At 67.5% G+C, this 15204-nt stretch carries 17 protein-coding genes; 7 read left to right on the top strand and 10 right to left on the bottom strand.

Features of this window, described 5'->3' with window-relative positions; all coding sequences use genetic code 11:
• The first annotated feature begins 9 nt into the window (after positions 1–9).
• The gene (locus AB0I14_RS13220) at positions 10–1149 is read left to right on the top strand and encodes an acyl-CoA dehydrogenase family protein (protein ID WP_358021499.1); all 1140 of its coding nucleotides are present in this window, start codon (positions 10–12) and stop codon (positions 1147–1149) included.
• On the opposite strand, the gene AB0I14_RS13225 is transcribed toward AB0I14_RS13220, so the two are convergent.
• Entirely contained in the window at positions 1124–2038 is a 915-nt protein-coding gene (locus tag AB0I14_RS13225) for an alpha/beta hydrolase (RefSeq protein WP_358021502.1), read from the bottom strand. The two genes, AB0I14_RS13220 and AB0I14_RS13225, sit on opposite strands and share 26 nt — an antisense overlap.
• Before the next feature lie 134 nt (positions 2039–2172).
• Here AB0I14_RS13225 and AB0I14_RS13230 point away from each other — a divergent pair, with 134 nt between their 5' ends.
• The gene (locus tag AB0I14_RS13230; protein WP_358022797.1) at positions 2173–3756 is read left to right on the top strand and encodes an LCP family protein; all 1584 of its coding nucleotides are present in this window, start codon (positions 2173–2175) and stop codon (positions 3754–3756) included.
• A gap of 6 nt (positions 3757–3762) precedes the next feature.
• Here the strand turns inward: AB0I14_RS13230 and AB0I14_RS13235 are convergent, their stop codons facing one another.
• Both AB0I14_RS13235 and AB0I14_RS13240 read right to left on the bottom strand, forming a co-directional pair.
• Positions 3763–4929 carry an ATP-binding protein gene (locus AB0I14_RS13235; protein ID WP_358021504.1) on the bottom strand — a complete coding sequence of 389 codons (1167 nt, stop codon included), beginning with the start codon at positions 4927–4929 and terminating at the stop codon, positions 3763–3765.
• Between the two features lies 1 nt (position 4930).
• Positions 4931–5581 carry a response regulator transcription factor gene (locus AB0I14_RS13240; protein ID WP_358021507.1) on the bottom strand — a complete coding sequence of 217 codons (651 nt, stop codon included), beginning with the start codon at positions 5579–5581 and terminating at the stop codon, positions 4931–4933.
• Positions 5582–5623: 42 nt separating this feature from the next.
• Here AB0I14_RS13240 and AB0I14_RS13245 point away from each other — a divergent pair, with 42 nt between their 5' ends.
• Together AB0I14_RS13245 and AB0I14_RS13250 are read left to right on the top strand one after the other, a co-directional pair.
• Positions 5624–6505 (top strand): LysR family transcriptional regulator, encoded by an 882-nt coding sequence (locus AB0I14_RS13245; protein WP_358021510.1) that lies wholly within the window; start codon positions 5624–5626, stop codon positions 6503–6505.
• 46 nt (positions 6506–6551) lie between these two features.
• On the top strand, positions 6552–7850 hold the full coding sequence (locus tag AB0I14_RS13250) for an MFS transporter (RefSeq protein WP_358021513.1): 1299 nt from the start codon (positions 6552–6554) through the stop codon (positions 7848–7850).
• Here AB0I14_RS13250 and AB0I14_RS13255 read toward each other — a convergent pair.
• The gene (locus tag AB0I14_RS13255; RefSeq protein WP_358021516.1) at positions 7796–8257 is read right to left on the bottom strand and encodes a nuclear transport factor 2 family protein; all 462 of its coding nucleotides are present in this window, start codon (positions 8255–8257) and stop codon (positions 7796–7798) included. The two genes, AB0I14_RS13250 and AB0I14_RS13255, sit on opposite strands and share 55 nt — an antisense overlap.
• Positions 8258–8312: 55 nt before the next feature.
• On the opposite strand from AB0I14_RS13255, the gene AB0I14_RS13260 reads away from it, so the two are divergent.
• Complete coding sequence (locus tag AB0I14_RS13260; RefSeq protein ID WP_358022800.1) at positions 8313–9554, top strand: acyl-CoA dehydrogenase family protein; 1242 nt, start codon at positions 8313–8315, stop codon at positions 9552–9554.
• Positions 9551–10357: a tyrosine-protein phosphatase gene (locus AB0I14_RS13265; protein ID WP_358021519.1), complete on the top strand. Its 807-nt coding sequence runs from the start codon at positions 9551–9553 to the stop codon at positions 10355–10357. Before AB0I14_RS13260 ends, AB0I14_RS13265 begins: the two co-directional genes overlap by 4 nt.
• A 103-nt stretch (positions 10358–10460) precedes the next feature.
• Here AB0I14_RS13265 and AB0I14_RS13270 read toward each other — a convergent pair whose 3' ends face one another.
• The 6 genes from AB0I14_RS13270 to AB0I14_RS13295 are packed head-to-tail and all read right to left on the bottom strand — an operon-like array spanning position 10461 to position 14746.
• The gene (locus AB0I14_RS13270; RefSeq protein ID WP_358021522.1) at positions 10461–11000 is read right to left on the bottom strand and encodes a YceI family protein; all 540 of its coding nucleotides are present in this window, start codon (positions 10998–11000) and stop codon (positions 10461–10463) included.
• The gene (locus tag AB0I14_RS13275) at positions 10997–11485 is read right to left on the bottom strand and encodes a DUF456 domain-containing protein (RefSeq protein WP_358021524.1); all 489 of its coding nucleotides are present in this window, start codon (positions 11483–11485) and stop codon (positions 10997–10999) included. Before AB0I14_RS13275 ends, AB0I14_RS13270 begins: the two co-directional genes overlap by 4 nt.
• Complete coding sequence (locus AB0I14_RS13280) at positions 11482–12204, bottom strand: methyltransferase domain-containing protein (RefSeq protein ID WP_358021527.1); 723 nt, start codon at positions 12202–12204, stop codon at positions 11482–11484. Before AB0I14_RS13280 ends, AB0I14_RS13275 begins: the two co-directional genes overlap by 4 nt.
• A 9-nt stretch (positions 12205–12213) precedes the next feature.
• Positions 12214–12909 carry a haloacid dehalogenase type II gene (locus AB0I14_RS13285; protein ID WP_358021530.1) on the bottom strand — a complete coding sequence of 232 codons (696 nt, stop codon included), beginning with the start codon at positions 12907–12909 and terminating at the stop codon, positions 12214–12216.
• Between the two features lie 2 nt (positions 12910–12911).
• Positions 12912–13877, bottom strand: coding sequence for an NADPH:quinone oxidoreductase family protein (locus AB0I14_RS13290; RefSeq protein ID WP_358021533.1), 966 nt, complete (start codon positions 13875–13877; stop codon positions 12912–12914).
• Between the two features lie 5 nt (positions 13878–13882).
• A complete protein-coding gene (locus AB0I14_RS13295; protein ID WP_358021536.1) occupies positions 13883–14746 on the bottom strand; it encodes an SDR family oxidoreductase in 864 nt (287 codons plus the stop codon).
• 224 nt (positions 14747–14970) lie between these two features.
• Between AB0I14_RS13295 and AB0I14_RS13300 the strand changes: the two genes are divergently transcribed.
• Positions 14971–15138, top strand: coding sequence for a hypothetical protein (locus AB0I14_RS13300; protein WP_358021539.1), 168 nt, complete (start codon positions 14971–14973; stop codon positions 15136–15138).
• Positions 15139–15204 lie beyond the last annotated feature (66 nt).

Raw genomic sequence — 15204 nt, forward strand, 5'->3', positions numbered from 1 at the left:
TGTGCAAGTATGCCGGTTGATCGCCTCCTTCCCTCTGACGACGCTCGCGACCTGATCGCGCTGACCCGCGATGTCGCCGACAAGGTCCTCGACCCGATCGTCGACGAGTACGAGCGCGACGAGAAGTACCCCGAGGGCGTCATGGCGCAGCTCGGCGCGGCCGGGCTGCTGAGCCTGCCCCAGCCCGAGGAGTGGGGTGGCGGTGGCCAGCCCTACGAGGTCTACCTGCAGGTCCTCGAGGAGATCGCCGCGCGGTGGGCCGCGATCGGCGTCGCAGTCAGCGTGCACAGTCTCTCGTCGCACCCGCTGCTGGCCTACGGCACCGAGGAGCAGAAAATGCGCTGGCTGCCGGGCATGCTCGCCGGTGACCAGATCGGCGCCTACAGCCTGTCCGAACCGCAGGCCGGATCAGATGCCGCGGCACTGAACTGCAAGGCGACTCGCGACGGCGACAGCTACGTCCTCAACGGGTCCAAGGCGTGGATCACCCACGGCGGGAAGGCCGATTTCTACACGCTGTTCGCCCGCACCGGCGAGGGTTCCAAGGGCATCTCGTGCTTCCTGGTCCCCGCCGATCTCGAGGGCCTGAGCTTCGGGAAACCCGAGGAGAAGATGGGCCTGCACGCGGTGCCCACCACCTCGGCGTTCTACGACAATGCGCGGCTGCCCGCTGACCGCCTGATCGGCACCGAAGGTCAGGGCCTGTCAATCGCGTTCTCCGCGTTGGACTCCGGCCGGCTCGGCATCGCCGCGGTCGCCGTGGGTATCGCACAGGCCGCCCTGGACGAAGCCATCCGGTACGCCAACGAGCGCACCACGTTCGGCCGCAAGATCATCGACCACCAAGGCCTCGGGTTCCTGCTGGCCGACATGGCCGCCGCGGTGGTCAGCGCACGCGCCACCTACCTGGATGCCGCGCGGCGTCGTGACCTCGGACTGCCCTACTCGACACAAGCCAGCGTCGCGAAACTGATCGCCACGGACGCCGCCATGAAAGTCACCACCGATGCCGTGCAGGTGTTCGGCGGTGTCGGCTACACCCGTGACTTCCGGGTCGAGCGGTACATGCGGGAAGCCAAGATCACCCAGATCTTCGAGGGCACCAATCAGATTCAGCGCCTGGTCATCTCGCGGGGGCTGGGTTCTTGATGAACGGCGCCACTGCTGCCAGGAACTGATCGGGCTGCTCGACCATCGGAGAATGTCCGGACCCTTTGATCACCACGGGTGCCAGCCCGGCCGCGGTGTACCGCTCGACATTGGGGGCGGTCGGGGTCAGCACGTCCTCGTCACCCCACAGCACCAGCACCGGCTTGTGCAGTGCAGCAAGCGTTTCCGCGGTCGGGTGTGGACCATCTTTCGAGTCGCACAGCCCGGTGTAGGTGAGCCGCTCCAACGACCGGTGCGCGTAGCCCGGCACCGGGTAGTCCGCGGCGAACCCGGTCTGCAATGAGCCCTCGCTGATCGCGTCGACGCCACGGAACAGATCCAACGCGGGCCCGATCACCGGCCAGCACACCATCTTTCCGAGCAGCGGCATGCTGACCAGATCATCGGCCCCCGGGGTATCGGACACCACGACCCGCTCCACCAGGTCCGGATCCTGCCGGGCCAGTTCGGTGGCGACCGCTCCACCCATGGAATGACCGACCAACACCGCATGCCGCACACCGAGCTGCACCAGGGCGTTGCGCACCGCCTCGGCCTGCGCATCCGAGCGGTACGCAGCGCCGTCGGCGGGTGCCTCCGAGCCGCCGTGACCGACCAGATCGATCGCGATCACCCGCTGATCACGGGCCAGCTGCGGGGCCACCTGATCCCACCACTCGATCGAGGCCGAGTACCCGTGCAGCAACACCACCGCGCGCTCGGACGGCGGCCCGTATTCGCGCACGTTGAGGTCGGGACCGTCCAGCTCCAGCACGTGCCCGCCTGCGAACGGCTCAGCTTGGCGGTGCTCCTTGTTCGCCACCAATTCGTTCAGTAGCAACGCCACCACCGCCAACACCAGTACGCCCACGGCGATGCGCAATTTCACCCAGTGCACGCTAATGCCGAGACGCCGGTGTTGACCAGCAATTTTCCCCGGTGGAAGGTGGCTCAGCGAACGGCCTCATAATGGCAGGTGCAATGAACACACCTGCCCACGCCGCGAGCGTCCCCCGGCACCGTATGCCGCGCCGGGGCGTGCGGGCCGCCCGCCGTGCCGCAGTCGGCCTGGTTGCGGCGTCGGTGCTGGCCGGTACCGGTGCAGGCTGGGTGACCTACCACGGCGCCCTGGACGGCATCACCACGTCCAATGCGCTCGACGGCGGCCCGATGTCCGCGGGTGACACCGAGAACATCCTGATCATGGGGCTCGACAGCCGGCTCGATCAGCACGGCAACCCGCTGCCCGAGGATGTCTACCAGGCCCTGCACGCCGGTGACGAGACCGTCGGCGGCTACAACGCCAACGTGCTGATCGTGGTGCATCTGCCCGGTGACGGCGGCCCGGCCACCGCATTCTCCATCCCCCGCGACGACTATGTGGACCTGGCCGGATGTGACATCTCGCCGTGCAAGGGAAAGGTCAAACAGGCCTACGGTTGGGCCTATCAGCGCGAGATGGAATCGCTGGAGGCCGACTCCGAGAATCCGTCGGCGAACGAGCAGCAGGCCCGTGAGGCGGGGCGCAAGGCAGAGATTGCGACGGTCCGAAACCTGCTCGGCATTCCGATCGACCATTTCGTCGAGGTCACCCTCGGCGCGTTCTTCGAAATCGCCAAGGCCGTGTCACCGATCACCGTCTGCCTCAACGCCGACACCTCTGACCCGTACTCCGGAGCCGATTTTCACCAGGGTGTCCAGGAGATCAACGCGGCCCAGGCGATGGCCTTCGTGCGTCAGCGTCGCGACGTCAACGACGAGAACTTCACCGACCTCGACCGCACCCGCCGCCAACAGGCGTTCATCGCCGCACTGGTATCGGCGCTCGGCAAGAGTGGAACGCTGAACAGCCCGGCCGGGCTGCGCAGCCTGCTGGGCGTGGTCAAGCAGAATGTCGCGCTGGACGCCGGGTTCGACCTGCCCAGTTTTGCCCGACGTGCCTCCGCGCTGACCGACAAGCCGCCGACGCTCTACACCCTGCCGATCAAGGAGTTCAGCCAGAACTCGTACGGCGAGGACATCAACATCGTGGATGTGCCGACGATCCGCAAGATCGTGCACGACCTCGTCTCCAAGGACGACACCGCATCGTCGTCGGTGCCCACCAGCAAGGCTCAAACGCTCAACGGTCACGGCGCGGTGCTCGACGTGATCAATGCGTCCACCTATAGCGGACTGGCCGCGCAGCTCGAAACCACGTTCGCCGCACACGGATTCACCGAGGGGCAGATCGGCGACGGCGAATCGCTGGCGGCCACCACCACGATCGACTTCGGCACCGGTGCCGAAGTCGCCGCCCAGTCGCTGGCCGATGAGCTCGGCGTGATCGCGAACCCGTCCTCCGAGGTGGTGCCCGGCACGGTGCAGTTGACCGTGGGGACCGATTTCCCCGGCGACGATTACCTGTCCGGCGACACGTCATCGTCGTCGGAGTCCGGATCGGATTCTGGGTCGGACTCCGCCTGGGACTCGAGCAGCGAGACGACGAAGGAGACGACGCCCAGTACCCCGGTGACCACGGTGGCCGCCACCGCGACCGGCACCTACACCCCGGCACCCACCGACCTGAGCCAGATGAAGGTCTCCGGCATTCCCTGCGTGAAATAGCCTCGGCTACAGCGTGACCCGGACCTGGGTGCCGAACCCGTCCTCCGAGCTGATCGCCATCGAGCCGCCCATGGCGTCGATGCGAACCTGCAGTGAGGCCAGCCCGATGTGCCCCTCGGCGACGGACTGGGCCAACATCGACGGGTCGAACCCCTTACCGTTGTCGGCCACGGTCAGCACGATGCGCTCCCCCGACCGGTAGAGGCCGACGGAGATCATGGTCGCCCCGGCATGTTTGTTGATGTTGGCCAGCAGTTCGCGAGCGGCGCGGTACAGCAGCGCCTGTCCAACGGGGCGCCCGACGTCCTCGAGATCCGCCCGTACCGCGATTTCGGGTCGAGTTTCATACTGGCGCAACAGTTCCCGCACCGCCGGGGTGAGCCCCAGCTGAGCCAGCACCTGCGGATGCAGCGCGGTGACGGTGGAGCGTAATCCGACCGCGGTCTCCTGCAGCGCAGCGTGCACCCGATCCAGGCCGGGATCCGGTATGCGTTCGCGGATCTCGTCGAGGTCCAGGCGCGCGGCCAGCAGGGTCTGCAGCGGCCCGTCGTGAAGGTGTTCGGCCAGTTCGGCATTGCGCAGGTCGTCGGCCCGGGTTGACTCCGACACCAACTGGCGACGCACCTCCATCAACGTCCGTACCCGTGCCGATCGGCGCGCCAGCACAAACGACAGCGCGGCTGACGCGACCGCCAGCCAGGCCAGAAAGCCCACGTGCATGTAGACGATGTTGGGCAGACCGACGTTGTCGTCGCGCTCGGAATACAGGATCCACACCGCCAGGTACCCCAGTGCGGTGCTGCCACCGAGCAGCGCGGTCAGCCACGGACGGTCCTGGAACGCAACGGAGATGGGCAACAGGAAGAACACCGGCAGCAGCGCCGCGGTGGCCCCGCCCGACACCGCGCACAGGGCGACCAGCACCAGCACATCGACTGCAGTGGAGGCCCACTCGGCCCACGGCGGCATGGGTCCGCGGAACACCACCACCAGCCACAGCACCGCGACGGCGGCGTACACACTCAGGATCACCGCGTACAGGACGGGCAACCAGTGGTCGACATCCCACACCGAGACGAGCACCACGATCAGGCCGATCAGCGGAAGCCGCAGCAGCGCCGAAACCCGGACCGGTTGGGTGGTGAAGAATTCGACGACGCGCCCGCCTGCCATGTCAGTCCAGCAGCCGGCGGCGCATCGCCTCCGCGACCGCCGCGCCCCGGTCGCTGACGCCAAGCTTCTCGTAGAGGCGTTGCACATGGGTCTTCACGGTCGACGGGGCCAGGAACAGCTCCTTGGCCATCGCCGGGATGGAAAGACCCTTGGCGATCAGGTCGAGCACCTCGCGTTCGCGCGGGCTGAGCACGGGGACGTCGGGTTCGTTGCGACGACGGATCTCGCCGGCCAGCCCAGCCGCCAGGTTCGGGTCGAGTACGTCGCGGCCCTTGGCACAGGACAGCACGGCGTTCACCAGCTCACTGCGGGTGGACTCCTTGGACAGGAACCCGGCCGCGCCTTGCTGCAGCGCGGTGTACACGATCGCCGACTCGTCGTGCGCGGAGACCAGCAACACCCGGGTGGGCAACTCGTCGCGGCTCACCGCTGCGGCCACCTGGGCCCCGTCGAGTTGTGGCATCCGGTAATCCAGCAGGGCGACCTGCGGCTGGTGGGTCCGGATCAATTCCAGTGCGTCGGCGCCGTTGTCGGCCTCGGCCACCACGTCGATCTCGCCGCTGGACATCAAGGCGCGCACCACACCTTCGCGGAACATCGGGTGGTCATCACCCACGACCACCCGCACCTTGGCGACCATGCGACACAGCATGGCACAGGCTGACCGGTGATCAGCGCGTTTAGAGTCGGCGGTATGCATCTGGACGAGCTGCAGTGGTTCGTGGTGCTCGCCGAAACCGAGCACGTCACCGATGCCGCAGCCGAACTCGGCATCAGCCAGCCCACCCTGTCGCGCGCACTGGCCCGGCTCGAGGAACAGGTGGGGGTACCCCTGTTCGATCGGGTGAACCGGCGGCTACGGCTCAACGCCTACGGGCACATCCTGTTGGAGCACGCCCGCCGTAGTATCGGCGAAATCCGTTCGGCCACCGAGAGAATCGCCGAGTTGCGTGATCCCGATACCGGGACGGTGCGGCTGGCCTTCCTGCACTCGCAGGCCGGCTGGTACGTGCCGGATCTGTTGCGCCGGTTCCGGACCGAGGCTCCGCTGGTGCGCTTCGAGCTGTTCCAGGGCGCGGCCCACGAAATCGTCGAACGCCTGGCCGGCGGTGAGGCCGACCTGGCGATCACCTCGCCGCGGCCGGACGGATACCGCTGGCGCGGGCTGTACATGGAACGGTTGTGCCTGGCAGTGCCGCGCGAGCACCGGTTCGCCCGCCGATCCAGGATCCGGCTGGCCGACGCCGGAGCCGAACCCTTCGTTGCGCTGGCACCCGACTTCGGGTTGCGCCAGCTCACCGACGAACTGTGCACCGAGGCCGGTATCTCGCCACCTGTGGTGTTCGAGGCCATGGAGATCCCGACCATGGAAGGGCTGGTGGCCGCGGGTTTCGGGGTCGCCGTCGTCCCAGTGCCCCGGCCCGAACGCGCCGAACCGGGCGCCGCGTACGTGCCGCTGTCGGAAAGTTCGGCCAAACGTCAGATCGGACTGACGTGGAACGCCGACCGCCCGCTGCCGCCCGCCGCCGCGCGTCTGGCCGAATTCATCATGCAAAACGTTCATGACCTTGACTAAAGTCATGCATTGGACACATCTTTGCCGGCGTCCTACCGTCGACTGAGTGTCCACCTCCCTGACCTCCGTTGAATGGCAGGGGCATTCCCGTGGCTCGAGCGAGTACCGGCGGCTGCTGGCCGCGTTGTTCTGCGCCGGCGTCGCGACCTTCGCGCAGTTGTACTCCCCCCAGGCCGTACTCCCGCTGATCGCCAAGGACATGGGCACCGGTGCCGCCCATGCCGCACTGACGATCTCGGCGGCCACCGTCGGCCTGGCCCTCGGCGTCATCCCGTGGTCAGCGCTGGCCGACCGCATCGGCCGCGTCCAGGCCATGACGATATCCATCACCGCCGCAACGATTCTCGGCTTGATCGTGCCCCTGGCGCCGGGCACCCCCCTCCTTCTGTCCGGCCGGCTCCTCGAAGGGCTGATGCTGGGCGGGGTGCCCGCGGTGGCCATCGCGTACCTCACCGAGGAGATCGACGCCGGGCACGCCGCCCGCGCGGCAGGCACCTACGTCGCAGGCACCACCATCGGCGGGCTGGCCGGGCGCCTCGTGACCGGGCCGATCGCCGAGTTCGCCGGCTGGCGCGTCGGCGTGCTCGTGGTCGCAGTGCTGTGCGGCCTGTCGGCGTTCGCGTTCGTCAAGCTCGCCCCACCGGCTCGGGGCTTCACCCCGTCCCGCAGCCGCAATCTGGGCAGTCGGCTGGCCCAGAACCTGCGCTCCCCGCGTCAGCTCGTGCTCTACAGCCAGGGTTTCCTGCTGATGGGCGGGTTCGTGGCGATGTACAACTTCCTCGGTTTCCGGTTGATGGCCGCTCCGTTCAACCTGCCGCAGACCGTGGTCAGCCTGGTGTTCCTGGCCTATCTCGCCGGCACCTGGGCCTCGGCCCGGGCGGGCGCCGAGGCAACCCGGTTCGGCCGCAAGACCGTGCTGCTCGGCTCTATCGCCACGATGATCGCCGGCGTCGCGATCACCCTGGCCGGCAATATCGTCGCCGTGCTGATCGGGCTCCTGATCGCCACCGCCGGATTCTTCGGCGCGCATGCCATCGCCTCAGGCTGGGTCGGCGCCGCCGCCGGCGACGGCAAGGCCCAGGCGTCCTCGCTGTACAACCTCTTCTACTACGCGGGATCCAGCGTCATCGGCTGGGTCGGCGGGCTGGCGTTCGACGGCGCGGGATGGCCGGCCGTCGCCGGCACCGTGATCGGCCTGGCCGTGCTCGCCGGGGTGTTGGCCCTGACGCTCACCACGCGCGAGTACCACCGCGGCGAGCCGCGCAATTACCACCGCGGCGAGCCGCGCAACTACCAGAGCTCGATGTCCCGGCCGTACTCCTCTTCGGGTCGCGGACCGAAGTAACGCCGCTGCGGTTCCTCGATCGCGACGTCGTTGATGCTGGCCTCCCTCCGGGCCATCAGACCCTCGGGGGTGAACTGCCACAATTCGTTTCCGTAGCTGCGATACCACTGGCCCTGAGCGTCATGCCATTCGTACTGGAACCGCACGGCCATCCGGTTCTCCCGGAAACCCCACAGGCTCTTGCGCAGCACATAGTCCAGTTCGCGCTCCCATTTCGCGGTCAGGAACTCCACGATCTGCTCGCGTCCGACGATGTGCAGGTCGCGATTACGCCACTGCGAATCGGGTGTATACGCCAGGCTGACCTTCTCCGGGTCACGCGTGTTCCACGCGTCCTCGGCGGCTTGGACCTTCTGCAGGGCTGTTTCGAGAGTGAAGGGCGGGAACGGCGGGCGGCTCTCAGTCATGCCACCTTTCTACCTGTCTAACCATGTGGCTATCGTGGCTGGCATGGACTTCGCGCTGTCGGCCAAAGCGGCTGATTACCACTCCCGGCTCACCGACTTCATGACCGGGCACGTGCTGCCGGCCGAAGCCTCCTACCACGCCTATCGCGAGGAGAAGGGCCCCAAGGACCACACGGTGCCCCCGGTGGTCGAGGAGCTCAAGGTCAAGGCCCGCGAGCTCGGCCTGTGGAACCTGTTTCTGCCGTCGGAGTCCGGCCTGACTAATCTGGAGTACGCGCCGCTGGCCGAACTGTCCGGGTGGAGCATGGAGATCGCCCCGGAGGTTCTCAACTGTGCGGCGCCCGACACCGGGAACATGGAGACCCTGCACCTGTTCGCCGACGAGGCCCAGCGCAAGCAGTGGCTGGAGCCGCTGTTGGCCGGGGAGATCCGCAGTGCGTTCGCGATGACCGAGCCTGCCGTGGCGTCCTCGGATGCCCGCAACATCGAGACCACGATGCTGCGCGATGGCGCCGACTATGTGATCAACGGCCGCAAGTGGTGGATCACCGGTGCAGCCGATCCGCGCTGCAAGCTCCTGATCGTGATGGGCCGCACCAATCCCGACGCGGCATCGCACGCCCAGCAGTCGATGATCCTGGTGCCGGTCGACACCCCCGGGGTGGACATTCAGCGCTCCCTTCCGGTGTTCGGTTGGCAGGACCAGCACGGGCACTGCGAGATCGTGTTCGACAACGTGCGGGTGCCGGCGGAGAACCTGCTGCACGAAGAGGGCAGCGGTTTCGCGATCGCCCAGGCCCGGCTGGGCCCGGGCCGTATCCACCACTGCATGCGCGCCCTCGGTGCGGCCGAGCGGGCGTTGGCGTTGATGGTCGACCGGGTGCAGACACGCGTCGCGTTCGGTAAGCCGCTGGCCGAGCAGGGTGTGGTGCGTGAGTCGATTGCCAAGTCCCGCAACGAGATCGATCAGGCCCGGCTGCTGTGTGAGAAGGCTGCGTGGATGATCGACCAGGAGGGAAACAAGGCCGCCCACGTGCTGGTGTCCCAGATCAAGTCGGTGGCCCCGCAGATCGCCTGCAATGTCATCGACCGGGCCATCCAGGTGCACGGTGCGGCCGGGGTCAGCGACGATGTCCCGCTGGCCCGGCTCTACAGCTGGCACCGCGCGATGCGGTTGTTCGACGGTCCCGACGAGGTGCACATGCGCACCATCGCCCGCGCCGAACTGGGCCGGGAGAAGTCCCCGCTCGCAGCGGCGGCGTGCCGCCCATCCGGCACGGCGGTGACGGCGAAATGACCAGCAACGGCACCGATCTCGGCGAACTGTCGGGGGCATGGAACTTTCGGGACGTCGCCGAGATCGCCGGAATCCGGCCGGGCCTGCTGTACCGCTCCAGTGAGTTGAGCCGGCTCACCGATGACGGCCGCGTGGCGTTCAGCGGGCTGGGCATCACCGACGTCGCCGACCTGCGCTCGCATCAGGAGGTCGCGCGGCGCGGGCCGGGACAGGTTCCCGACGGCGTGACGGTGCACATGCTGCCGTTCCACCAGGACGACGACTCCAACCAGGACGCACCACACGAGTCGACGTTTCAGCGGGTAATGGCTGAGTCACCCGACGGCGAAGACGTCTCCGCATCCGCGCGCCGCTACATGACCGAGGTCTACGAAGAATTTCCCGGCCTGCCCGGCGCGCATACCGCTGTACGGCAGGTGATTTCACTGCTCGGCGCGAACCGCCCGGTGATCGCGCACTGCTTCGCAGGCAAGGACCGAACCGGGTTCACCGTGGCGACCGTGCTCACTGCGGTCGGCGTGAAGCGCGACGCGGTCATCACCGATTTCCTCCGCAGCAACGACGCGACCGTCGCCCTGCGGGAACGCATCATGGAATCGGTACGGGCCCGCGCGGATTCGGCCGAGGCCATCACCTACGCCGAGGCCCGGTTGTCCGACGACGTGCTGGGCGTGCGTGAGGAGTACCTCGACGCGGCGTGGCGGAAGCTCGACGAGGCCTACGGGTCGGTGCAGGGTTTCCTCGAGGCGTCGGGGGTGTCCGCCGAGGAACTCGCCGCACTGCGGGCCAGGCTGGCCGGCTGACTCGGTCGACTCGGTCAACGAGTCACAACAGTCACGGCGCTGGAACACGATGCCGCGCTGCCCGACTATGACTTCGAAATCCGTGACAGCAGACTCGCCGTCCTCACGCCGGGTGGGTCACCGCCAGACTCACCCCGACCTCATCGGCCACCTTCATCGCGCCCATCAGCATCGAGTACTGCTTGATGCCGAAGTCGGTGTGGCACACCGCCGCCTCGCCCGCGATACGCCATACGTCGCCGTCCGCCTCAACCCGGACCTCGACGCTCTGGACACCGCTGTGGCCGGCGATCTCGAGCGTCCCGCCGATCCGATATGCCGCGCCTTCGTGACCGATCTCCGTCGATCGAAAGACCGCCTGGGGGAAGCGCTTCGCGCGCAACGTCTTCAACGCATTGGAACGGATCAGAATCTTCTCGGCCCCCGACAACGGAGTCATACCGCCCTCGCCCCGCAACACGTCGAGGGAGTCGAGGTCCACCGTCACCTCGATCCCCGACGGCACCTCGCCATCCCACTCCACGGTTGCGTGCCACGAGCGCATCGCGATGGTCAACCGGTGCCCCATGCGGGACGCGCTGCCCGTCACACCGGTACGCAACAACAGCTCGCCCGAGTCGGGGCCCAGGGTCCACCGCGTCACGAGGCGATCACCAGGCCTGTCACCCAGGTGACGGTCGCGAGTAACGCTCCGGTCAGCTCGACGCCGACTGACAGCGCAACGCCCTTGAGCGCGTGCACAGTTGACGTCCAGGCCCGCCGGTAGTCACGACGCGAGGCCAACTCGGCCAGGTACACACCCGCGACGAATCCGATCACCAACCCGATCACCGGGATGACGAAGAAGCCGATCAGGCCGAGTATCCCTCCGGCCGCCAGGCTCCAGATCCCCACTTCGGCCGCCCGCATCCGCCGTACCGGCCAGACGTACTTGATCACCTCCGCGGTCACGAAGAACACCGCCGCGACCCCGAGCGTCACCCACGACACGGTGGTCCGTTCGACGATCGCCCACACCGCGATCGCGGCGAAGACCAGAAATCCCCCACCGGGCAGGACGGGCAGCACGATGCCGAGAAGTCCGATGGCGATCACCAATGCGACAAGAACAACGCCGAGAGTGCTCACGGTTTCTGCCCGCGCACCCACTGCATGGTGCCCATGGTCTTCGACCGCACCCGTTCCAGACCGAGGCCTTCGAACCGATCGGCGAGCTCGTCTTCGGCGAAGGCGCGCGCACCGCCCTTCGACAGCAGCCGCGCCGGCCCCCGGTTCGTCGCCGTGGGCACCATGATCGCCATCCGCCCGCCGGGACGCAGCACCCGCACCATCTCGGCCAGTGCCGCCTCCGCGTCGGGGATCAACTGCAACACCGCGATCGAGGTCACCGCATCGAAGACGTCGTCCCGGAACGGGAGCTTCTGGGCGTCGGCGCGCAGGAAACCGACCTGGCGACCCCCTTCAGCCTCGACCGCGCGGGTCAACATCGGCTCGGAGATGTCCACACCGAACGCGAACCCGTCCAGCCCGGCCGACCGCGCCAGCGCGGCCGTCACATTGCCCGGACCGCTGCCGACATCGAGTGCGAGGCCGCCCGGCGGGATGCTCAGCCATTCGGTGGGCTCCTGCCACGCCGTCATCAGCTTGCGGCCGAGGGCCTGGGCGTTGTCGTAGAGCATCGACCCGACCGGAGACGCCCACACCTTCTGGATGAATCCCGCGTTCTTCGGGGCGTCACTGCCATCACCCAGCAGATCGAGATACCCCTTGCTGACGTCTGGCTCGGCAGGCGGATCGATCAGGAGTTCCAGTGCCTTGCGCAATGCCCCACTAGATGCGGTGTCCACACCTCTACGCTACGCACCAAGTTGGTCGGCAAGGTCGACAAAATCCGTCGCGATGATGTCGAAGCCATCGGCTGTGACGTCGTACGGAGTCCCCTCCGGGCCGTACTCCCGGGGCCGGGCCACGTACGCGGTCCCGAGCCCGGCGGCGCGGGCAGCCCGCAGGTCGGAAGGATGGGCCGCGACCAGCGTCAGCTCCTCGGGCGCGATATCGAGTAGTTCGGCGCAGCCCTGATAGGCCTCGGGGTCGGGCTTGTAATGCCGGAACAGCTCTGCCGAGATCACGCAATCCCACGGCAGCCCGGCATGTTTGGCCATGTTGGTCAGCAGCGAGACGTTGCCGTTCGACAACGTCGTGATGAGGTAGCGCTGCTTGAGCCGGGTCAGCCCGGCGACCGAGTCCGGCCACGGGTCCAGCCGGTGCCAGGCCCGGTTGAGGTGGTCGATCTCGGCAGGGCCGGCCTCGATGCCGGCCTGCTCGAGCAGCGAGACCAGGATCGCGCGGTGCAGATCGTCGATCCTGGTCCACGGCAGCTCACCACGGCGCACCCGGTCCATCGCCGGGGCATAGCCGGCCCGCCATCTGTCAGCGAATGCCGACCAATCCCGGTGCAGCCCACGGCTTTTACCGAACTCTTCCAGCTCGCCGATGATGCTGGACCGCCAGTCGACGGCGGTGCCGAATACATCGAAGGCCAGAGCTTTCATGGTTAGGGCTCCAAGACCAGCTTGCCCCGCACCGAGCCGTTGGCCAACGCATCGAGCGCGGCCGCACCCTCGGACAGCGGGAACCGCACCGGTGGCGGCGGACGCAGCCCGGCGGCCACCAACTTGTTCAGCTCGGCGCCGACCTGGGCCTGCGCGGCCGGACTGCGGCGCACGAACTCGCCCCAGCCGACTCCGACCACACTGACGTTGCGCAGCAGCAGCCGGTTGACCTTGACCGTCGGGATCCCTCCGCCTGCGGCGAATCCGATGACCAGCAGCCGACCTTCGGGTGCCAGCACCCGGATGGCGTCGTCGAAGGGCTCTCCGCCGATCGGGTCAACAACCAAGTCGACACCTTGTCCTCCGGTGGCGTCCATTACCGCCTGACGCCAGCCGTCTGTCAGCGGCAGCACCACATCGGCACCGAGGGACGAGACGAATTCCTCGGCCCCGGACCGGTGCACCATCGCAATCACCTTGGCGCCCATGGCTTTGGCCAGCTGGATCGAGGCAACGCCGATCCCGCCGGCCGAGCCGAGCACCAGGACGGTCTCCCCCGCCACCAGCCCGCCGCGACGGGCCAACGCGAACTGCATCGTGTAGTAGTTGCCCAGCAGCGATGCCGCCTGGCCGTCGTCGAGCCCGTCGGCGGTGGGGATCACGTTGGCCGGCACCGCCGCCACCTGCTCGGCGTAGCCGCCCAGCATCGTCATCGCCGACACCCGCTGGCCCGGAGTGAATCCCGAGCCTTCGGGTGCCGAGCGCACCGTTCCGGCCACCTCCATGCCGGGGGTGAACGGCGGTTCCAGCCGCAGCTGGTACTCACCGCGCAGCAACAGCAGATCGGGGAAGCAGACGCCGGCGGCGCCGACGTCGATGACAACCATGTCCGGAGACACGGGGGCATCGACGTCGACGTACGCCAGCCCGGATGTACCGGTAAGTGCCTGCGCTACAAGCGCCTTCACGTATTTCAGCCCAGCTTGAAGCTGGCCTGCTGAGCCGCAGACAGATCGGTGATCTCGCCCCACTTGGCGGCGATGTCATCGACCGATGGCACCTCGGAGAAGGTGATGCCGTCGTTCTGGAACAGCGCGGTGCGCTGCACCTTGCCGCCGCCGACGATGAACACCGAGTCGGTGTCGGGCAGTTCCTCGGTCATCAGGTAAGCCACGACCGGGGCGACATACTCGGGGGTGAGCTTCTCGAACACCTCGGGCGGCAGGATGTCCTGCGTCATGCGGGTGGCGGCGATCGGCGCGACCGCGTTGGTCTTGATGTTGTACTTGGCGCCTTCCTGGGCCAGCGTGTTGATCAGGCCGACCAGACCGAGCTTGGCGGCACCGTAGTTGGCCTGACCGAAGTTGCCGAACAGGCCGCTGGTGGAGGTGGCGACGACGACGCGGCCGAAGCTCTGCTCCCGGAAGTGCGGCCAGGCGGCGCGGATGACGTTGTAGCCACCGTAGAGGTGAACCTTGAGCACGGCGTCCCACTGCTCGAACGTCATCTTGTGGAAGGTGCCGTCACGCAGGATGCCCGCGTTGCTCACCACGCCGTCGACCTTGCCGAACTCGTCGATCGCGGTCTTGATGATGTTCTCGGCGCCCGCCTGCTCGGCGACGCTGTCGTAGTTGGCGACTGCCCGGCCACCGGCGGCCTTGATCTCGGCCACCACCTCGTCGGCCATGTTGTGTCCGGCGCCGGACCCGTCACGGGCGCCGCCGAGGTCGTTGACAACGACGCTGGCGCCCTCGCGTGCGAGCGTCAGGGCATATTCACGGCCCAGACCTCCACCGGCTCCGGTGACGACGACGACGCGGTCCTGCACTCCTGGCATGGGGATTCCTCCTCGATAACGGGCCGGAAAACGGCTCAGCTCCCCTCCTGTATACGGCGGGCGGATAACTCCCGGTTAACCGGGTCGGCTAGCGCTCATCAGGGCTGGCTGACGCGTTTCTGCCAGCGAGCGGTCAATTGCCGCCAACGGCGCCGATCAGGAATTAACCGTTGCCGCGTTTAGTTGAACCAGTCAAGAAAGACGTTGGGAAAGAGGTACTGATAATGAAGAAGTTCGGATTCACCGCAGTTGTCGCCAGCGGCCTCGCCGCCGCAGTTCTGGGCCTGGCCGGCCCGGCTTCCGCCGATGTGTCCCACCACGGCTGGCTGGATCAGATCGGCCCGCACGTGACCGTGCCGCACGTCGACACCACCGTGCACCAGAGCCACTGACCGAGACGAGAATGGGGGCGCTCCCTAGAGGAGCGCCCCCATTCTTGTTGTGAGTCAGATTGCGAG

It is taken from the genome of Mycobacterium sp. NPDC050441 (genome assembly GCF_040655355.1).
GTDB lineage: Bacteria > Actinomycetota > Actinomycetes > Mycobacteriales > Mycobacteriaceae > Mycobacterium.